Genomic DNA, 20,500 nt, shown 5'->3' on the forward strand with positions numbered 1-20,500 from the left:
TGCGTACCTCTATTCCGGGAACCGGGCGACCACCGTTGCGCCACCCTGTACCTTGTCCTTTAGTTTAACACATATCTCCGCGTCGGTGGGCAGGTATAACTCCGTGCGGGAGCCGAACTTAATCATGCCGAACTTCTCGCCTTTGGCGAGAGTCTCCCCCACTTTGACCTTGCAGACAATGCGCCGGGCGATGAGGCCGGAAATCTGCCGCACCGTCATCGATCCACGTGCGGTTTGCATACGAATCGTGTTCGATTCGTTGACGTCGGTGGTGTCCGCGCGCATGGCGTTCTTGAACTCGCCCGGTTTGTGGGCGACTGACTCGACTGTACCGTCGAATGGCGCGCGGTTCACATGCACGTTGAAAACGGACAGGAAGATGGATAAACGTTTGCACGGCCCCGGGTAGTGGGATGTTGACGGCAGGTCCTCGATGCCTACCACGGTGCCGTCCGCGGGCGACACGACGGCGCCGGCCTCGGGTGTTATGGAGCGGACAGGATCGCGGAAGAAGTACGCGGAAAACACATCGACTGCGGCGATCAGCACCCACGCCGTCAGCAAGACCGCCGCGAACAATCCCCGCCCGACGAAGAAGATGGCGACGATGACCAGACACCCCAAACACACGGAAGCAGACAGCGTGAATCGCCGCAACTTCCACGCTTCTGTCGCGGCGCTAAACCGATGGGTCACATCAGGCCCCTTTCCTTCAGGCTCACGTACCGCCCGTCGCCGAAGACGATATGATCGAGCAGCGTGATTCCGATCAATTCGCCCGATTCCTGCAACCTGCGCGTCAGGGCGATATCCGCGCGGCTCGGTTCGGGATCGCCGCTGGGATGATTGTGACAAACGATGACGGACACTGCGCCGTCGCGGACGGCTTGCCGGAACACTTCGCGCGGCAACGCGACGGACGCATCGAGGCTCCCGCGCGACACGTCCGCAACCTTTATCACTTCATTCTTAGGATTCATCAGCAACGCTTTGAACACCTCGATCTCACAGTCCTTAAAGGGCACCATCAGCAAACGCGACACATCCTCCGCGCTCGATATCCTTGGCCGCTGATCGGCTGTATGTGCGGCAAGGCGTTTACCGAGTTCGAGAGCGGCTTTGATCTCGATTGCCTTGACTTCGCCCAACCCCTTTACTCCGGCCTTAAGTTCGTCGATCGAGGCGCGCGACACGCCGCGCAGGTCGCCGAACTTGCGAATGATGTTCTCCGCCAACGCCACCGCACCCATGTCGCGCGTGCCGGAACGGATGATGACCGCGATCAATTCGGCGTCCTTCAGTGCTTCCGGGCCCAGTTTCGCGAGGCGCTCCCGCGGCCGTTCCTCGGGCGGTAGTTCGCGGACAGCGGTGGAGTATTGGGGGTATTCCATCGTCCAATCACCTCAAACGTAATTGGCATTCCAATTCGTGCTCATGCTCGTACTCGAAATCGGATACGTATCAGAAGTTGTCTGCCCGCAGAATTCCAAGGCGACGCTGCCGCGCGGCACTCAATGGTGCTTCGTGCGAACGCGCGCCCGTGTTGCGACACCTATGCCTGCTTTCGACCCAACACTATTCGCTGAATCCCCGCAAGATCGTTTCGCGCCTGGACGTCTCGGAAACCGGCAGCTTCAAGAAGCGGCCGCGCCGCATCATACTGCCCCTCGCCAATCTCCAACGCAAGGAGGCCGCCATCAACCAGATATCGTGGCGCACCGGCAACAATTCGGCGAATTACATCAAGCCCGTCCGGCCCGGCGACCAGCGCGCGCGGGTCTTCGTACAATCGAATGCTTGCCGAAAGGCCCGGAAACGCGTCGTCTTCCACGTATGGCGGATTCGCACAAATCACATTGAATGGACCAATGCCTTCGCCGAGCGCATCGAACAAGTCACCCTTCAAGTTTGAGATTTGAGATTTCAGACCGTGCATCCCGGCATTTTCATTTGCGAGCGCGAGCGCGTCGTCGGAGATGTCCGTCGCTACGACTTGCGCGCCCGGGAAAGTCTTCGCGATAGCGACTGCCACGCAACCGGTCCCCGTGCATAACTCCAGAATGCGCGGCGGCGCGCCGATCTCCGGACCCTGCGGGGCGGTCTCGGTACGACTGCGCAAACGTTTGCCACGCAACTCCTCCAGCACGACTTCCACCAGATGCTCCGTCTCGGGCCGCGGCACGAGCACCGGCGCGCGCGTCTTGATGGGTATCGAGAAGAACTCCCATTCGCCAAGGATGTACGGGATTGGTTCGCAGGCCAGCCGGCGTTCCACGAAGATTTGAAACTCGGGAACGTCGGCATCTTCGCCGTAATGGAGCGGCAAGCGCGAACGCGGCACACCCAACAGGTGCGCCATGAGGAATTCGGCATCTGCGCGAGGAGTGTCGCTGACTTCCGCCAGCAATTGGACCGCGTCGTGAATGCGGTCCAGGACAGTGGCCATTACTCGGAGAGTTTCGCGGTGCGGTCCGCGGAGATGAGCGCGTCAATGACCGGCTGCAGTTCGCCTTCCATGATGCGGTCGAGCGAGTGCAACGTCAGTTTGATGCGGTGGTCGCTGCACCGGTTGTCGGGGAAATTGTAGGTGCGGATACGTTCGCTGCGGTCGCCGCTACCCACCTGGCTCTTGCGATCGGCGGAACGCTTCGCGTTTTCCTGTTCCTGCTTGTGCGCGAGGAGCCGCGCGCGCAGGATAGACATTGCCTTGGCGCGATTTTTGTGCTGCGACCGTTCGTCCTGGCAGGCGACGACGACCCCTGTAGGAATATGCGTGATGCGAACGGCGGAGTCGGTGGTATTTACATGCTGACCGCCCGCACCGGACGAACGGTACACGTCGATGTGGAGTTCCGTCGGATCGATCTGCACGTCCACTTCGTCCGCCTCGGGCAATACCGCCACCGTCACCGCCGAAGTATGCACGCGCCCCTGCGCTTCGGTCGCCGGCACGCGCTGCACACGGTGCACGCCGCCTTCGTACTTCAATTGGCTATACACGCTGTCGCCGGAAATTTTGAAGCTGATTTCCTTGTACCCGCCGAGACCGGTCGGGTTGGAGCCGAGCACTTCCATCTTCCAGCTCTTTAGTTCGGCATAGCGCGTGTACATGCGCGTGAGATCGGCGACGAACAGGCCCGCCTCTTCTCCACCGGTCCCCGCGCGAATTTCGACAATCGTGTTTTTCTCGTCGTTGGGGTCCTTGGGGATGAGGAGGATACGCAGTTCCTGTTCCAGGTCGTGGAGCTGCGTTGTGGTGCTGTCACGCTCTTCTTCCGCAATAGCGCGAAGTTCGGGATCGGTTTCTTCGCGGAGCATTTGCTCGGCCTCGGCAAGGTGCTTCTCGATGCGCTGGTAGCGGCGGAATTCCTGGACCGTTTCCTCGATCGACTTTACCTTTTTTGCGAGTGAACGGTAACGCTCGGGGTCGGTGGCGACTTCCTGCGTCGCCATCTCGCGCGACATTCGCTCGTGCTCCCCGCACAGGGCGAGGAGCCTGTCGTACATCACGCGCTCCATACGGGCTTAGTTTTTCTTCCCGTACTTCCTGTTGAAGCGGTCCACGCGGCCTTCGCTGTCGACAAACTTCTGCTTGCCGGTGAAGAACGGGTGACAGGCAGAGCAGATTTCGACGTTGATCGCCGGCTTCACGGAACGCGTCGTAAACGTGTTTCCGCACGCGCACGTGACTTTGGACTCAACGTAGTTCGGGTGTATGCCTTCTTTCACGGTACCTCTCCTGAACAGGCCGCGGGCCGACCAGCGCCACACGCGGCCATTTTGGGATTCGTCGCAAACGCCATAGGTTACCAAATGGGCGTGGTCATTTCAACGTAACTGCTTACCCAATCGGTTGCATCACCCTCGGGTCGTCGCCATAAGCCGATGTCTATGTGCGCTTTAGCAGGTCATAGGTTCTCGTGATTAGGACCCAATCCCAGACCAGCGCCAGCCGGACCCGCAACACCGTTCGCAACGGAGGAAGTGCCCAAATCCCGAAAGCGGCACGCGCGTCCGGATTCCGTTGGCAGTCCCGCGAATCCGTGCTAGACTGGCGTCGCTGCAAGCTCCGGCGAACGGGTCGTACTCTTACCATGGGAGAACCATGTATGCGTCCCTTCACGTGCGTCGCAATATCCGTCTCCTGCGCTCTCTGTGCGGGCCCACTTTGGGCGGTAGATTTTCAGGGCGCGGAACGCATCGATGGGGTTTTGCCCGACACCTTCTTTGAAAGAAATGTCCGCGTCGCGACGGATCGAGCCGGGAACTGGGTAGCAGTGTACGAGCGGCTGAACCAGAGCGGTTCGTTTCAGTACGACATCGCCGCAATACGATCCGATGACGACGGGGACACGTGGTCCGATCCAACGTTCGTGAATAGCAATAGCGGCGATACGCGGGATGACACCGTTCCGCAAATTGCCACCGACGGCGACGGTAAGTGGGTCTGCGTCTGGAAAGGCGACCACAACACGATGGGGAACTACGGAATATTCACGGCGATTTCCACGGACAATGGCGCAACTTGGTCGGACAGGGTAGAATTGGACTACACGTCTTTCGACCCCTTTAACCCTTACGTAGACTATCCGCACGTCGCATCGGACGGTACTGGCAATTGGATCATTGTTTGGCAAACGCATCAACCGTCAAATCCCCCAACGATGGGTGTGGATCAACCATTGTCCATCGCATACTCGGTTTCCACGGACGGGGCGAATTGGTCCACCAAGCAGAAGCTCAACTCCACCGGACCGAGTAACCATACCGCGTACGTTGCGAGTGACCGTGAAGGCACGTGGATTTGCGCATGGGTCTCAACCGGCGCCGACGGTCAGGACCCGCCGGATATCGTGTATTCTCGGTCCACGGATGATGGCGATACATGGTCCCCGCAGACCCTTGTGAACGACCAACTCATTATGGAAACCGGCGTGCGAGACACGCCGCGTCTCGCTGCCGACGGCAACGGCAACTGGGTTATCGTATGGGACGGATACTACGCCGATGGCCAGCGGTACGATGTCTATTCGGCGTATTCTGACGACGATGGCATGACGTGGAGCAACAGGAAATTGCTTTCGACGATTCCGCCGAAAAGCGATGACGATGTCAACGCCAATATTGCTACGGACCGCAACGGTAGGTGGGTCGTCGTCTGGCAGCGAGCCGGCTCCGCCAACTACGAACTGTACAAGTCGGAGTCGTCCGATAATGGCGCGACGTGGACGACGCCCACCGATGCGGGCCTTGTCGCGGACAACAACAATTCGCTACACGACTGGGGGCCGTCGATCGCAACGGATGAGGACGGACACTGGGCCGTGTTGTGGCACACCGAAGGCAATGCCCAACTCGACCTCTGGCGCTCGATCAGCGGGCCGCCGTATCCCGGAACGCTCACCCTGACCACCCCGAACGGCGGCGAGAAGTGGAAGCTCGGCAAGAAGGGAACGATTGAATGGAAGTCGACCGGCAATACCGGCGGAAAGGTCCGGTTAGAACTGTTTCGCTTCAGCAGTTTCGTAACAACGATGAAGGCATCAACTGACAACGATGGATTATTCCGTTGGCGCGTACCCGAAAACTATTCCGAGGGCGACGGCTATATTGTTCGAATCTACTCGAAGAACAATTTCAACATTCGAGACAGGAGCGACAAGGAATTTCGCCTGAAGTCGCCTGACTGAGCTATGGTTGCCGCGTAAGCGTGCCCGCAGCCACGTCAAAATGGTCAGGATAGACCCCCAGACGGATGTACTTGTTCATCGTGTTATTGTCGATGATTTCAAAATAAAACACCCCGGAGGAAGGAATGGTTAACGCCCACGGGTGCTCCGAATCGTCCACTTGCTCGAACGTGTATGGGTAGTTGACATAGGGACAGTTCGTGTAATCGGGCGGATTGAAGCACCACGTCAATGTCGTGGCGTCGTGGAATGTGTAGCGAGACGGCGCCGTCTGGATTGAACCGCTATCATTCCAGGTACCAATGATGCTGAACCCGCCGTCGATTCCGAAATCCCTGTCCGAAATGTCGAAGAAGATGTTGTTGACCGCTTCGACCTTCACGCGCGCCGTCAGCGTGCCGGTTTTCGGGAACTTCACCTTTTCCGAGCCGTCGTTGGGTGTGGAGCCTTTGAGGACGGTTGGAAAGGTCACGCCGCCGTCGATCGAGAGAAGTATACGCACGTTGGCGGTACTGATCGGCGAGAGGTTAGTGCCGGCTACATCCCATTTCACCTTTTTCTTGGCGCCACCTGTTATGACGACAGGAGTATTCGGATACGTAACTTTGAACGGCCCGGCGGTAGATACGACTCGGATTTGGGTCTCGTCACTTCCAAAACCACCGCGGCCGTCTCGTGCGACCACCCAAAACTTCATCGTGCGGGATTGCGAAGGGAGCAGTTCATAGAAGTCGTTGTAGTTGGCGTTTCCGCCCAGAACGAGCAGCAACTCAGGGAACATCCGCCACGGATCTAATTTGGGTGGGAAGCAGCGGAACAGCGGGCTCTTGCCGTTGTCTGGATCGGTAATGGCCTGGACCGGACCCAGGTCGCGCTCCTCCCAAGAGTACGAAACGGGATCGCCTTCGGCATCGTCCGCTGTTGCAGTAAGCACAAATGCGGTCTTCTTGGGGATCGAATAATCCGCGCCGGCATCGACTATCGGCCCGAGGTTTCCCGTCGCAGAACTGGTTTGGCACGTCGTCTTCGCGGCGACGAATGCCTGTATCTCGCGCAGACTCTCGGAATGGAAGAACGGATCGGAATGCAACTCGATGTTGTCGCCGCCGCTGGGCTTCGGGCAAATGCCAGCGTAGGACATGATGGTTGATCCGGAGCCGCGTTCGTAGGCCCTTGACGCGACGCGCTGCCCTTTGCACTTCCCCTTCTTGCTGTTGAACGGGTGGTTGGCGCCGAACTGGTGGCCTATCTCGTGCGCAACGTAATCTATATCAAACGGATCGCCGATCGGCGTGTCAATACCGGTAACGCCCATCGCCTTCTTGTTGTCGTTGCAAACGCATCCCAGTTCGGCAAGCCCGCCGCCTGTCGTCGCTAGCGTATGCCCGATGTCATAATTCGTCGATACGATCGTGCTGTTGATGGCGGATTGGGAGTCTGCGATCAGCGCGTCCGAACTCGTGCCGGTAAACGGGTCGGTCGCCGGATCGATATAGACCAGTTGGCTGTTCTGTCCGATTAGCGTTAAGCGGATCGCCAGTTCGCTCTCGTAAATACCGTTAACGCGATTGACGGTCGTTGCGATGGCGGCCACGGCGCTGCCCTTGGTTTCCGGGGTCGTCGCGCCGTGAAAGTTTGCATATTCGCCGGTGCACGCAACCGCAAGTCGGAAGTTTCGCAGCGTGTCACCGTGAAGCGCCAGCCCGCCCCCGCCTTTCGCTTCGTCGACGTCATCCGAGCCTTCGACTGCGCACGCGAGTGCGTTTTCATCTGCGGGATAATCGCTTGCATAATACGTAACGTAAACGCCTTCCTGCCGGTAGGGGTCGATGTAAACCGGGCTTGTCCCCAACACGATTGCGTGAAACCCTTTCGGCGTGCGGTCAAGACGGACGAATAGGTCTCTGCCGTCCAACGATCTGCCGGAGTACGTTTTGATGTCGGGGTATTCCTCCGCCAATTCCGGCTCCATAATTGGCGACTCGACCACAGCGAATTCGACGTTGCTGCCATCGGGCATCGGGAGCCAAAGTGTTGCGCCGCTTTTCGCCGCGAAGTTGTGGTCTCCTATGACTTCGAGCGGCGCTGCGCTCAGCGCGCCGGCCAAAGCCTCTTCGTCCAACCAAACGTCGCGGTAAGCTGTGGGCCGCACAATCGTCTTTAGGTCATCGGATTTGTCGGGAATGCTTTGAATGTCGGCGTGGGACAAATCCAGCCAAACGCCGTCCGGGGAATCCGCGTATTTCTCCTGCGCGGACAGGGCTGGGGCGAGAACGAGTAATGACCAAAACGCGAGTCTCACGGCCTGGACGGATATGGCGCGATACGGCATACAGGCCCACCTCCCCCGTGCAATTTCCGGAACTGTGCACAGAACGACCAGCCCAATGTCGCCGGACAACCTTGCGAATGCCGAACCTAATCGTACATCCGCTGCCTATATTTAGCAACAATGCTACGGTGGCGCACCGGTTAGCTTGCGATTATCCGTTTCGCCAAGGCGGGGCCGAATGAGAGGTCGAGTCAGGCGGTTTTCGCCAACGGTTTGCGCGAGCGCCGAGCGCCGTTGGTGCGGGCTTTGCGTTTGCGGAGGGGTGGGAGGGCCAGTTGTTCGGCGATGATCCGGTAGACCTCGGGGTTCCACGCGAGGCCGCAATGCGTGCCGCAGACCTCGAAGTTGGTCTTCGGATCGTCGTTGATGCAGACCTTCCAGTCGACGATGCCGTCGGTCCTGGTATACACGGCGGCTTGGCGGACGGTATCGGGGAAACCTTCGCGCCACGTACAGGAGAACCCGCACATGCATCGGGACGTGTAGCACTGGTGGTCGTGGGGCTTGTGCGGCGGAAATAGGTGGCGGCGGTTGTAGATCTTCTGCCTCACCCGTTCCGCCGAGCCGAGCACCCATGGATGCACACGTACGCCGCGAATCGGCGAACCCAATGTGATCACCGTCGCTATCCGATCGGGATGGAGGACGGCCGCGCTGCGCGACAGGACCCCGCCGAGGCTGTGTCCGATGAGGTGGACGCGCTTCCCGGTTTTCAGGTACGCCCGATCGACGGTTTCCATCAGGTGGTCGATGAGAATGTTGGGGCATTCGGCATTCTGACCGATGTGGGACATGTAGGGCTTGTAACCCAATCTCCACAGCCACGCGTACAGTTCGATGAGATAGACGTCAATCGCGAGGAAACCGGGGACCATGACGACCGCGGAACCGTCTCCCTTTGGAGTACCAATTCCATAGTACACAAGAGACGACTTCAGTCGAACGTAATCCACCCCCATCAGCGATTCCCGCCAGATGGGTAAATGCATCGGGACATGGTCTTTGACGAGCAACTGCTTCTTCTGCGGCATGACTCCTGCCCGGGACGGCGTCTAACCCCGAGACCCCGATCTAACCGCCGTCTAACGTGATTCTATGGTGATTATAGCACTTAATGTCAAGGGTCAATTTTCGCAGAATGCTAGTTTCCGGGGGCTAAATAGAAGAACGCGTATGTGATCTTTTCATTCGCACCAGTCCGGCACACGCAATGGCAGCCGCCATGGCAACAACGAATCCGGCGCGTGAAGCCGGCACGGGCACCGGATCGCCACCATCTGGAACTTCATCGCCGTCGGCGCGCAAGCTGCCAAACGTAACGCCGGAATACGACGGGTTTCCGGTGGGCCTTCCCCATGACATGACCACAATTCCGGCCCGATCGGGCTGGGCATCGAGGGCGTGCCCGGACTGGAGTGCGATGCCATTCACCGCGAAGTCCGCCACCGCGGACGCATCGAAATCGACGCGGAGTTCGGTATCGGGCAGCGCGCCAGCGGAAATCGGCGTGACCGCAACGACGGCGGATGTCACGCCCGGGCCCGCCTGCCATACGGCAAAATACCCGGTACCCGGCGTTAGGAGGTTTTCGTTCACCAGCCCGCCAAGAACGGCGTTGTCGAAGTAGTCAGTACCCGCGGTCGTCCGATTGATCGCGGCGAGGAAATATGTATTGTCTGCGGTATCCACGAGCGTGATGCCAACCGCGACGCCCGGCAGGAGACCGTCGCGCACGGCCTCCAACGTTGCGCCCAGGATTGTAGCGCGCACAATGGCGCCGCCGGTGAACTGGTTGTCCGGCGGCCCGGCGACCAAGGCCAACGCGCTGTACTCCCCCACGTTGCCGCCCGTCGGGTCGCTCGCGACGAGGTTTCCGCCGGCGATTTCCATGACGGTATCGTCGGATGTCCCCTGGTATACCCCCGCCGGTGCAAGGACCGTTGCCGGGGGATTGCCGAACACGTCGAACGGCAACACCTGGTCGGGCAAATCGAACGGCACGTAGTAGGTGCCCGCGCCCGCCGTGGACGCCGCGGCGATAGACAATACCGCAATCGCGATGGTGCGCATGGTGGTCTCCCTCAGTTCGTCGTCCGGTGAATTCTACGCTTTGGCCGCATTCTCGTCACGCTTGACAGTACGTGGGTGAACTTTGAGAGCGGTTCGGTGCACAATTCGGCGGAACCCACGTTAACGCGGACGGAGGAACACACGGTTGTTAGCCCCACATCACGTTGTGATTGTCGGCGGAGGCTTCGGCGGATTGCACGCTGCCCGTTGCCTGCGATGGTCGCCGGTGAAGGTGACGCTGGTGGATAAGCGCAACTTTCATCTGTTCCAACCGCTGCTCTACCAAGTGGCGACAGGGGCGCTGTCGCCCGCCAACATCGCGACGCCACTACGATCAATCCTTAAGCGGCAGCGAAACCTGAACGTTCTGTTGATCGAAGCCGAGGATTTCGACGTCGCCAACGGGAAGTTGATCTACCGCGAAGGGAGCCTTTCGTACGACAGCCTCATCGTCGCGGCGGGTGTAGGCCACTCGTATTTTGGAAACGACGCATGGGAGCGTCTTGCGCCGGGATTGAAGACCATCGAAGAGGCGACCGAAATCCGGCGGCGGATTCTGCTCGCGTTTGAGTTGGCGGAGCGCGAGTCGGACCCGGAACTGATAAAGCGGCTTCTCACGTTCGTTATCGTTGGCGCGGGGCCCACGGGCGTGGAGATGGCGGGCGCAATCAAAGAAATCGCCATGTACACACTGTCACACGATTTTCGCCGCGTTAGCCCAGCGGACGCGGAAGTGATCCTGATTGAGCATGCTGACCGCGTGCTTCCGCCGTTCCCGCCGGACTTGTCTCGCGAGGCGCAACTCGCGCTGGAACATTTGGGCGTGAAAGTGATGACCGGAACGAAGGTGACCGCGATCACCCGCGAGGAGGTCGAGGTGCAGCAGGGGGACGCGGTCAGAACCATCAAGACGATGACCGTTCTCTGGGCAGCCGGGGTTGGCGCGACGAAACTCGCCCGCTCACTTGCGGACGCGACGGGCGCGGAAACCGACCGCGCCGGACGCATCGTCGTCGAGCCAGACCTATCGATAAAAGGGCATCCAAACATCTACGTCATTGGGGACATGGCGTGTTACTCGCACCAAAACGGAAGGCCGCTGCCCGGCGTCGCACAAGTCGCCGTGCAGCAGGGACGCCACGCCGCGAAGATGATCGAGCGGCGACTTGCCGGCCAGAACACGGAACCGTTTCACTACCGGGACCTTGGCAGTATGGCGACGATAGGGCGTGGCGCCGCGGTCGCGACGTTTGGCAAGTTTCACCTGTCGGGAATTGTCGCGTGGCTCATGTGGCTGTTTGTACACCTGATGCACCTTGTCCAATTCCAGAATCGTGTCCTCGTGTTCATGCAGTGGGCGTGGTGTTACCTTACGTGGAACCGCGCCGCGCGCCTGATAACCGGCGGACGGCAGCGGTATGAAGCAAAGCACGAATCGGCAGGGCGGAAACCGGAGGCGTAGTGCTGGTCGCGGTCTAGCGCAGCCGGGGTCTGGCGCCGACTACTAGTAGCAGGCGCCGCCGAGCGCTTTCATCGCAATGTGGCCCACGATGAGGTGGACGTCTTCGGCAAACTGCATGTCGTGGATGTTCGCGTGGACGACATGCTTGGCCGCTGACTCGAGCTTTCCGCCCGGATAGCCGCAGAAACCGACGGTCTCCGCGCCGCGTCCGTTGGCGTATTCCATCGCGCGCAGAATATTAATCGAATTGCCGCTGCCGGAGATTCCGATGACGACGTCGCCCGGATTCAAGAAGTTTTTTAACTGCTCGACGAACACATCGTCGTAGCCCACGTCGTTGGCGTACGCAAGGACCGCCGCGTCGTTGTCGTTGAGGCACATCATTTTGAAACGCTTCTCGCGCTTGTAGCTCGCGCCCTTTACCAAGTCGCCGGTGATGTGCGAGGCATTCGCGCCCGACCCGCCGTTGCCGAAGATAAATATCTGCCGGCCCTCGTCGCGCGCGCGATCGAGCAGTCCGATGAAATTGGCGATCTGGCCGCGGTCTAGGTTCTCCAATACGTTGACCAAGCCCGCGAGATAATCCGAAACGTATTGCGTATGCGTCATGTTCATTTTCCTTCAACTCGACAGTTATGTGGGTCGATCCGGTCTGGCCGACACACGGTCACTATTCAATCGCCGAAACCAATTGCGAGATACGCACGGTTGCGTCGGCGAAATCGATTTGTTGCCGGGCAGCGGCCCACTCGCCGGCCCGGGCCTTGTTCAGGAGGTCTTCGACGTCGTTCAGCCGCATGCCCATCCAATGGCCGATCATCGCGAGACGGTCTTCCAGTACGAAGGTGTGCGCGTCGACGTAAATTGCGTAGTCGATATTAGGCCGCAGTTCCGGCACGCACGCGAATATCCCCTCGAATACGTTGACCGCCGCGTCCGCCTCGACTGGCCGGCCGTCTGCGGTCGTCGCGTGCGGTTCGCCCTGCGCGAACGATTCGAACAGCGCCTGGTACGCGTCGACGTCAGCGACGACCGCGCCCTCGCCGCCGTGATAGCGGCGCAGATCGTCCGCGCAAATGTGATTAACAAGAACGCCGCGTTTACGCAACGCGCGCGCGATCCCGTGCGCCAACGTGGTCTTTCCCGCGGCCTGCGGGCCGCATATCGCCACGGTCAACGGGCGCTGCTGCGTCGCGCCCATGCGCTGGTTTATCTCGTCGACACAGAACTCCGCTTCCGGCAGATTGCGCACGGCGAACAGCGCGGCCTCGCGCACATCGTTGAACATCAGCACGGGCTGAATGCCGCCCGTGCAGTCGCGGCACGCTTTCCCGGTCCGAACGCCGTACGCCGCAACCCCCGCGCGGTGTGCCGCGACGACGTCGCGCTGCGTATCGCCGATGAAGCACGAGTTTGGCAAATCGATCGGCAGTTCTCGCGCGGCGCGCAGCAACATCCCCGGCTTAGGCTTCCGGCATGCGCACGCGATCTTGAGTTCGGGCACTTCGCCGGGGAACCCCTGTTCGGGATGGTGCGGACAGTAATAAATCCGATCGAGTTTCGCGCCCTCTTCTCCAAGCAGCGTTTCCAACTTGGCGAAAATCCGCTCCAGATACTTCGGGGTAATGAAGCCCTTCGCCACCTGGGACTGGTTCGTGATGACGACCGCCAGCATGCCCGCATTGTTGACCGCGCGCACGGCGCCCGCCGCGCCGGGTATCAGTTCGAGTTCGTCGATATGCGTAATGCCGCGGCCGCCCAGTTCGACATTGAGCACGCCGTCGCGATCGAAGAAGACCGCGGGGCGTTTTCGCGAGTAATGCAGCGATTCCATGTAGCCGCTGGCGATGTCCTTCTCGACCATCGTAAGGCGTTCGGCCGTCCCCACGTCGCGCAGGTACTCGGGCGTGTTGTACGCGCACACGCGGTCCCCCGCGCAAATCATGCGCGGGAAGATGTCGTTGTTCAGGTCCTGCTTTTCGTTCGGGCGTACGTAATCGAACACGCGCGGAGACAGGCAGTACACCGAACCGAACACGAGATTGCGGTAGAAACCCGGTGGACGCAAGCCGCGCGGCATGATCGCAATCACGCGCCCGTCCTCTTCCGTAGCAATCAAGTCCGAATCGTGCGGATGATCGTTTGGATGCGCGACGATTGTCGCGGCCGCGGCCGATTCCATGTGCTCATCGACGAGCCGTTCCAGGTCCATATCCAGCGCGATGTCGCCGCAAAGAAATAGAAAATGGTCCTTGCCAAAACAGTCACGCAAGGCATGAAGGCCGCCACCGGTCCCCAATGGCGTCGCTTCGACAACAAACTCGAGGGCGAGGCCAAGATGCTTCGCTTCCGGTTCGACCGAGGCGCGCAGCGTGTCCGCCAAATGGCCGGCGAGCACCACGACGTGTTCGACGCCGTACCTTTTCAGTAAGCGCAACTGCCGGAACACGATCGGTTCGCCCGCGACCGGCAGCAGCGCCTTCGGCAGCGAGTCGCCCGTCACCGACCGAATGCGCGTGCCGAAACCGCCTGCGGCAATGACCGCGTTTGTAATCACGGCCGCGCCTCTCTCAATGCCGAATTTCGCACAAAAAATCCCCAATGGATAAACGGGTAGGGTACCCCAGCACGTAAACCGGCGCAACATTCGCCGGAAGGCCGAATTCGTTCGTGGACGGCTGAGCGCCCGTGACACGCATCCACCGGCAAGTTGCACGCGCCCACCGCATCTCTTACACTCCCGCCTTCAGGTCCGACGCGATATGGTAGGAGGTGTCATGCCGGTCAAGGTAGTTCCGACCGCAATTGACGGCGTCGTCATTGTTGAATCCCCGGTGTTTGGAGACGAACGCGGATACTTCACCGAGTTGTTTGTAGCAAACAAGTTTGCCGAGGCGGGGTTGCCTTCGGCGTTCGTTCAAGACAACCTCAGCAAGTCATCGAAGGGCACACTTCGCGGCCTGCACTATCAGATCGAACCGCACGCGCAGGGCAAACTTGTGTATGCGCTTGCGGGAGCAATCTTCGATGTCGCGGTCGATTTGAGGAAGGGTTCGCCCACGTTTGGAAAGTGGGTCAGCCAGGAACTGCGCGGCGGATCAGGCGTGGCCTTGTGGATTCCGGCGGGGTTTGCCCACGGCTTTATCGCGCTCGAGGACGACTCGCTCCTGTTCTACAAGTGCACCGGTCCCTGGAACCGTGACGCCGAACGTTCCCTCGTGTATAACGATCCTGCTGTCGCCATCGAATGGCCGATCGCCCCGACGACCATTTCTCCGAAGGACGCCGCGGCGCCGACGTTGGATCAAGCGGAATACAACTTCAGGTACGACGCCTGACGCCTTCTTCGCGTCCCGTCGCCGCAATCATTCTCTGAGCAGCACGTCGCATACCAACTGTATCTTTTTGAGCGCCTTTCGAAACATGCCGCCCTTTTGCGCCTGCGCGCGCAGCTTCACGATCATCTTGCGCTGCAACCGATAGCGGTCCAGTGGGGCCTTCTTGCGCTGGACCGGTTTGCCGCCGAATTCGTCGAGCGGTTTCCAGATCGATTCCGGCGGATACCCGCAGGTCTTGATGTCTTCGGGATCCAACTGCGCGATGACGTCGCGCATCAGCTTTTCCTTGGCGGGGTCTGTGGCGAGGTCTTCGACCCACTTCTTGACCGACGTGGTGGTCGGACGCGAATGCTGTTTGACGCCAATCGGGTCGCCAAGTCCTTGATTGCTACGCTCCGCGTTGCCGCGTTCTCCATAGTCAATCGTTTCTTTCTCGAACGGCACGCCAATGTGCGCATAGATTCTTTCCATCCACACTTCGGGGTCCTTCACCAAGTCTTCGTACCGGACATGAATAAACGGCACCTGTGTCTGCCGCAGGAACGAGGCCATCGCTGGAACGTATCGATTCAGGATAGGATTGTAGTTCTGCGCGGCCTGGTAGTCCCCGTCAAAGAACGAATTCGCGTAGGACGAAAACGTAGCCAGCGGGTGCCGAGTCAAGGCCACGTATTTCGCGTCGGGAAACACCTTCATCATGAACGGCAGGATCAACCCGTACGCGGGAGTCTTGTCAAGGCAGACGGACTTCCCGCTGCCCTCCATGAACCGTCCGTACAACACGTCACAGTACGCGCGGCACGCGTCCCAGTAATCCTGTTCCTTGTTCGGCAGCCCGTCGACAAAGAGTTTTTGCGATTCCGCGGCGAGCACGTGATCGTACGGCGCCTTGTCCACCTTCCCCCACACGCCGAGGTGCGCAAGCGGCGTCAAGAGATGCGGTTCCGGTCCGCCTTTGATCATGGAGTGCGATTCGAGCATCCGCTCGAGCATGGTGCTGCCTGAGCGGGGAGAGCTAATGACAAAGAGCATCTGGACAGACATCACGATTCCTTCTCAAGTCCGCGGATGAATTCGGGTACTCTAACGATGCGTCGCCCCCCTCGCAACTCCACGCCGATACGGAAAAGGCGCGCTCATTCGTTTGCCCGTTTATTCCCAGCGTGTTAGAATCCGGCTTGTTCCACCGGGTGACTTGCTGACCATTACGATAGTAAGGGGCGTTATCTCGCACATGGCCAAGAAGTTAGTTCTATTCGTCGTCAAGGCATCGATCGCGGCCGGATTATTTGCACTGCTTTTCTTCCCCGATTGGTTCGGGTTGCCCGCCGACAAGTTCCAACGCGTAACACCCGGCGACATGCTCGCGGAGGTCCGCGATGCAGGCGCGCCGAGCCTTGCTTTTTGGCTGACTGCCGCCGTACTCGTCCGCGTGACGGGCATGCTCTGCGGCGTGCTGCGCTGGCGAATCTTATTGCGTGGTCAGGGCCTTCACATTCCCTTCTGGTACATGGTCGGAAGCTGGTTTATCGGCCGAACGTTCGGAATCTTCCTGCCCGGCACGATCGGTCTCGACGGCTACCGGCTTTACGACTCCGCGCTTTACACCGGCGAAGTCATCAAGTGCACGACGGTGATCGCAATCGAAAAACTCATCGGCTTCATCGCGCTTACATTTCTCGTGTTCGTTACTTTTCCAATGGGCTTCAAGTTACTCAGCTTCAGCATTCCGATGCTTGCCGCCACTTTGATCGTGCTCGGCGGGTTCGTTGCCGTGTCCTTCATTACGCTGCTCAACCCGCGCGTGATCCAAATTGTCGTGATGGCCCTTCCCACTCCCGGATTCATTCGAACCAAGGTCAACAAGCTTGGCGCGTCCATCACGGCATACAGCGGCAAACGCTCTGACCTCTTGCTGGCGGTATTCTTCGGCTTCATCGTCCACGCGGCTACCGCGCTTATGTACTTCTGCACGATGATGGCGATTCGGACCGAGCACACCAGCATCTTCGACGTGTTGTTCGCAAGCCCCCTGGTCATCTACTCGACGGTGTTGGCGCCGACGGTGGGGGGACTCGGCGCGCGCGAGATTGTCGGTGTCGCCCTGCTTGGCGGACAATCCGGCGCCGCAGCGGCGTTGACCTTCTTTCACCTCGGCTGGTGGGTGGGCGACGTGACGCCGTACCTGATCGGATTGCCGATTCTCGCATTCCGTTCGCGCCCGACGGCCGCGCAGGTCCAGGCCAAACTGGCGGAACTGCGCCTGAGCGCCGCCGGTGAGGAGACGCTTCTCGAACTCTCGCACGACGAAATATCCGGCTATCGGAACAAGCTGGCGAACTATGTATTGGCCGGAATTGCGGGCGGCGTGTTCGCGGGTTGCCTCGCGGGATTTGCCGAAGCGGGCTGGCTCATCAGCAACGCCGCAAACCTGAAGGAAGCCGTTGCCTATTGGTGGGGCCCGCTCGTCTACGGCATGTGCTTCATCGGCGTCGGACTCGGCATTGCCGCAGGATTGACGTTTATTGCACTCGTGCTGGATCGGTTCCTGAAGTCACAGTCCGTCTTCGGTCTTTGCCTCGGCGGCAGTGTTGCTGCGGCAACTCTTATCGTCGGTGGGTTCCGCTTCTTTCAAGATGTCAACGCGGAACATATGCTCTCGGCGAAGCAGCTGGCGATGCTGGGCGGCGCGGCGCTCGCGCTAGGTATTGGCTTCTGCATCGTTGGTTTTCTGGTAGTGGCCTTCACGAAATCGAGCAGGCGCACTGCAATCAGCGCCACCGCCGCCGGATATGCGGCCTTCTTGTTCCTCGGCCTTGCCGTAGCGAGCATCAACAAGACTGACGCGAAGGCGACGGACTTCGCCCCCGTCGCCGGTGCGAACGGTCCAAACATTATATTCATCGCGGTGGACACGCTGCGCGCGGATTATCTCAAGGCGTACGACGCATCGGCCCGCGCAATCACGCCCGCGATTGACGCCCTGCGGAAGGACTCCGTACTCTTCACCGATTGCTACGCGCAGTCGTCGTGGACAAAGGCGTCGTTCGCGACCATTTTTTCAGGCAAGTATCCGGAAACACACGGCGCGTACGAGAAAAGCGCGATGCTTTCCGACGAGACCGTAACGTTCCCGGAGGTCCTGCGCGACGTCGGCTACTACACGCAGGGGTACTGCAACAACCCCAATATCGCCGACACGTACAACTACGGGCAGGGATACGTCGAGTACGACTACCTCCGGCCGCGCTACGTCCTGTTTGCGAACCAGTCTGCGGAGAAGATGGTCCTGTACAAAGTCGTCCGCCAGGTCTGGTCGAAAGTCGTCGGCAAGCTGACCGGCGGCAAGATTAACATCAGGGACTTTTATCAACCGGCGGAGGTGGTCACCAAGACCGCCACCGAGTGGCTGGACGGGGAGCAGCGCCCGAAAGACGCGCCGTTTTTCCTCTTCCTGCATTACATGGACCCGCACGACCCATACATGGACCGTACGCAGCCGGGTGTCGGCTATGCGCGCGTCCGCATGGGCACCGACATCGATCCGGTCGAGTGGAAGGAGAAACTGCAAAGCGCATACATCGGCGAGATCGAATACTGTGACAAATACATTGGCGATCTGATCGAGGGACTCAAGCAGCGCGGCCTCTACGACGATTCGCTCATCGTGTTCACCGCAGATCACGGCGAGGAATTCCATGAACACGGCGGCTGGTGGCATGGCCTGAGCCTATACGACGAACAAATTGGCGTGCCGTTGATGTTTAAACTGCCGAAAAACCAGTTGGCCGGCGCGGAATCCAAGTTTCTGGCACGCCACGTTGACGTAGGCCCGACAATCCTTCAAATGGCAAACGCCGATCCAAAGCGGATTGCTGACGCGAAGATGCAGGGCGAGCCGCTGTTTGCGAAAGAAATCTCGGCGGACTTCCGGGATGTCTCCGGCGGTTACATCTATTCGCACCTCAATTTCGAGGGCATCGAACTGCGCGCCCTCCGCACCCCGCTGTACAAGCTCATTCATTCCAACGAGAATAAGCGCAAGTTTCCGCCGGTCGAACTGTATAACGTGGCAAACGATCCCGGCGAGCAGAAGAACCTCGCCGGTTCCGGCGACGCCGAGGAACAGAAGCTTGGCGAAACGCTCGAGGCCATGCGGAAATACGCCGCGGAGAACGCCCAGAAGCCGGAGTATGCAATAAGCGCAGAGCAGGAGGAAGCCCTAAAAGCATTGGGATACACGGGCCCGTAACATCGCCCTGACGCATCAGAAGATCACTGGAGAAATCGTCCTTTGCGTATTGCAGTAATTGGTACCGGACATGTCGGTCTTGTCGTCGGCACGGGCCTCGCCGAAACCGGCCACTATGTCACCTGCGTTGACACCAATCGCGAACTCATCGACGGCCTCAACGCGAACAAGCTCCCGTTCTACGAACCCGGCCTCGAAGAGCTCGTCGCGCGAAACGTCGAGGAGGAACGCCTCAAGTTTACGACCGACGCAGCGGCGGCCGTCAGCGATGTCTTGCTGGTGTTCATCTGCGTCGGAACACCCGCCGGCGACGCTGGCGAAGCGGACACGTCCGCGGTGTTCGCCGCGGTGCAAAGCGTCGGCAAAGCCATGACGGGCTACCGCATCATCGTCAACAAGAGCACCTGTCCGGTCGGAACGACGGAGGCAATTCGCTTCGCGCTCAAAAGCCTCACGGAACACCCGTATGACGTGGTCGTCAACCCCGAGTTCCTGCGTCAGGGCGCGGCGGTCGACGACTTCATGCGCCCGGACCGCATCATCGTCGGATGCGAGGACGTGCGCGTCGCGGAAATCATGCGCGAGCTCTATGCGCCGTTCCTTCGCACGGGAAAGCCGTTGCTGACGATGAGCATCCGCAGCGCGGAGATGGCGAAGTACGCGGTCAACACGATGCTCGCGACACGCATTTCCTTCATGAACGAGTTTGCGCGCCTGTGCGAAGCGTACGGCGCGGACATCGCGGAAGTGCGCGAGGGCCTCGCCGCCGACTCGCGCGTCGGCCCGTCCTACTTGTTTCCGGGCGTGGGCTTTGGCGGTTCCTGCCTTCCCAAGGACGTACAGGCCTGCGCGCACCTCGCCGCAAACCGCGGTATTCCAAGCCCGCTCCTGGATGCGGTGCACGCCGTGAACGAATCGCAGCAAGATGCGTTCGTAAAGCGAATCCTCGATTACTACGGCGCCGACATCGCGAAGAAGCACATCGCCATCTGGGGAGCAAGCTTCAAACCGAAAACCGACGATCTTCGCGGCGGCCCCGCGCTGCGCGTTATCGATGCGCTGCTGGCCGCAGGCGCGAAGGTCGTCGTCCACGATCCGGTTGCGGACCAGTCGTTGCGGCGCCACTACGGCGACCGGATCGAAATCGCCCAGAAGAGCTATGCGGCGCTCGAAGGCGCCGACGGCCTTGTCATCTGCACCGAGTGGAACGAATTCCGCCGGCCCGATTACGAACGCATGGCGAAACTCATGCGCGAGCGCGTCATTTTTGACGGACGCAATCTTTACACGACGAAGGTTCTCGCTCAAAATGGCTTCCGGTATTTCAGCATCGGGCGCGCTGCGGTTTAGTCGACG

The 20,500-nt window shown here is 59.8% G+C and carries 16 protein-coding genes; 5 read left to right on the forward strand and 11 right to left on the reverse strand.

Features of this window, described 5'->3' with window-relative positions:
* Window positions 1-9 precede the first annotated feature (9 nt).
* The 5 genes from HUU46_15760 to rpmE all read right to left on the reverse strand — a co-directional run bounded on the left by HUU46_15760 (window position 10) and on the right by rpmE (window position 3,729).
* Window positions 10-696 (reverse strand): phosphatidylserine decarboxylase family protein, encoded by a 687-nt coding sequence (locus HUU46_15760; protein NUM55100.1) that lies wholly within the window; start codon window positions 694-696, stop codon window positions 10-12.
* On the reverse strand, window positions 693-1,391 hold the full coding sequence (gene radC, locus HUU46_15765; protein ID NUM55101.1) for a DNA repair protein RadC: 699 nt from the start codon (window positions 1,389-1,391) through the stop codon (window positions 693-695). The genes HUU46_15760 and radC overlap by 4 nt, the downstream gene beginning before the upstream one ends.
* 161 nt (window positions 1,392-1,552) lie before the next feature.
* Window positions 1,553-2,446, reverse strand: coding sequence for a peptide chain release factor N(5)-glutamine methyltransferase (gene prmC / locus HUU46_15770; GenBank protein ID NUM55102.1), 894 nt, complete (start codon window positions 2,444-2,446; stop codon window positions 1,553-1,555).
* The gene (prfA, locus tag HUU46_15775) at window positions 2,446-3,507 is read right to left on the reverse strand and encodes a peptide chain release factor 1 (GenBank protein ID NUM55103.1); all 1,062 of its coding nucleotides are present in this window, start codon (window positions 3,505-3,507) and stop codon (window positions 2,446-2,448) included. The genes prmC and prfA overlap by 1 nt, the downstream gene beginning before the upstream one ends.
* An 18-nt stretch (window positions 3,508-3,525) precedes the next feature.
* A complete protein-coding gene (gene rpmE, locus HUU46_15780; GenBank protein NUM55104.1) occupies window positions 3,526-3,729 on the reverse strand; it encodes a 50S ribosomal protein L31 in 204 nt (67 codons plus the stop codon).
* A 380-nt stretch (window positions 3,730-4,109) separates the two neighbouring features.
* Between rpmE and HUU46_15785 the strand changes: the two genes are divergently transcribed.
* A complete protein-coding gene (locus HUU46_15785; GenBank protein NUM55105.1) occupies window positions 4,110-5,690 on the forward strand; it encodes an exo-alpha-sialidase in 1,581 nt (526 codons plus the stop codon).
* A gap of 1 nt (window position 5,691) precedes the next feature.
* Here the strand turns inward: HUU46_15785 and HUU46_15790 are convergent, their stop codons facing one another.
* The 3 genes from HUU46_15790 to HUU46_15800 all read right to left on the reverse strand — a co-directional run bounded on the left by HUU46_15790 (window position 5,692) and on the right by HUU46_15800 (window position 10,092).
* The gene (locus tag HUU46_15790; GenBank protein NUM55106.1) at window positions 5,692-8,022 is read right to left on the reverse strand and encodes a hypothetical protein; all 2,331 of its coding nucleotides are present in this window, start codon (window positions 8,020-8,022) and stop codon (window positions 5,692-5,694) included.
* A gap of 191 nt (window positions 8,023-8,213) precedes the next feature.
* Window positions 8,214-9,053 carry an alpha/beta fold hydrolase gene (locus tag HUU46_15795; protein ID NUM55107.1) on the reverse strand — a complete coding sequence of 280 codons (840 nt, stop codon included), beginning with the start codon at window positions 9,051-9,053 and terminating at the stop codon, window positions 8,214-8,216.
* A 124-nt stretch (window positions 9,054-9,177) separates the two neighbouring features.
* Entirely contained in the window at window positions 9,178-10,092 is a 915-nt protein-coding gene (locus tag HUU46_15800; GenBank protein ID NUM55108.1) for a hypothetical protein, read from the reverse strand.
* A 145-nt stretch (window positions 10,093-10,237) separates the two neighbouring features.
* Here HUU46_15800 and HUU46_15805 point away from each other — a divergent pair, with 145 nt between their 5' ends.
* Entirely contained in the window at window positions 10,238-11,554 is a 1,317-nt protein-coding gene (locus HUU46_15805) for an NAD(P)/FAD-dependent oxidoreductase (GenBank protein NUM55109.1), read from the forward strand.
* A gap of 42 nt (window positions 11,555-11,596) precedes the next feature.
* Here HUU46_15805 and HUU46_15810 read toward each other — a convergent pair whose 3' ends face one another.
* The gene (locus HUU46_15810) at window positions 11,597-12,163 is read right to left on the reverse strand and encodes an SIS domain-containing protein (GenBank protein ID NUM55110.1); all 567 of its coding nucleotides are present in this window, start codon (window positions 12,161-12,163) and stop codon (window positions 11,597-11,599) included.
* Window positions 12,164-12,224: 61 nt separating this feature from the next.
* Window positions 12,225-14,111: an HAD-IIIA family hydrolase gene (locus HUU46_15815; protein ID NUM55111.1), complete on the reverse strand. Its 1,887-nt coding sequence runs from the start codon at window positions 14,109-14,111 to the stop codon at window positions 12,225-12,227.
* A 220-nt stretch (window positions 14,112-14,331) separates the two neighbouring features.
* Between HUU46_15815 and rfbC the strand changes: the two genes are divergently transcribed.
* The gene (gene rfbC / locus HUU46_15820; GenBank protein NUM55112.1) at window positions 14,332-14,892 is read left to right on the forward strand and encodes a dTDP-4-dehydrorhamnose 3,5-epimerase; all 561 of its coding nucleotides are present in this window, start codon (window positions 14,332-14,334) and stop codon (window positions 14,890-14,892) included.
* A 27-nt stretch (window positions 14,893-14,919) separates the two neighbouring features.
* Here the strand turns inward: rfbC and HUU46_15825 are convergent, their stop codons facing one another.
* Window positions 14,920-15,936, reverse strand: a complete 1,017-nt coding sequence (locus HUU46_15825; GenBank protein ID NUM55113.1) for a sulfotransferase — start codon at window positions 15,934-15,936, stop codon at window positions 14,920-14,922.
* Window positions 15,937-16,126: 190 nt separating this feature from the next.
* Here HUU46_15825 and HUU46_15830 point away from each other — a divergent pair, with 190 nt between their 5' ends.
* Together HUU46_15830 and HUU46_15835 are read left to right on the forward strand one after the other, a co-directional pair.
* Window positions 16,127-19,144 (forward strand): sulfatase-like hydrolase/transferase, encoded by a 3,018-nt coding sequence (locus HUU46_15830; GenBank protein ID NUM55114.1) that lies wholly within the window; start codon window positions 16,127-16,129, stop codon window positions 19,142-19,144.
* Between the two features lie 42 nt (window positions 19,145-19,186).
* Complete coding sequence (locus tag HUU46_15835; GenBank protein ID NUM55115.1) at window positions 19,187-20,494, forward strand: UDP-glucose/GDP-mannose dehydrogenase family protein; 1,308 nt, start codon at window positions 19,187-19,189, stop codon at window positions 20,492-20,494.
* Window positions 20,495-20,500: the final 6 nt, after the last annotated feature.

This window comes from Candidatus Hydrogenedentota bacterium (assembly GCA_013359265.1).
Lineage (GTDB): Bacteria > Hydrogenedentota > Hydrogenedentia > Hydrogenedentales > SLHB01 > JABWCD01.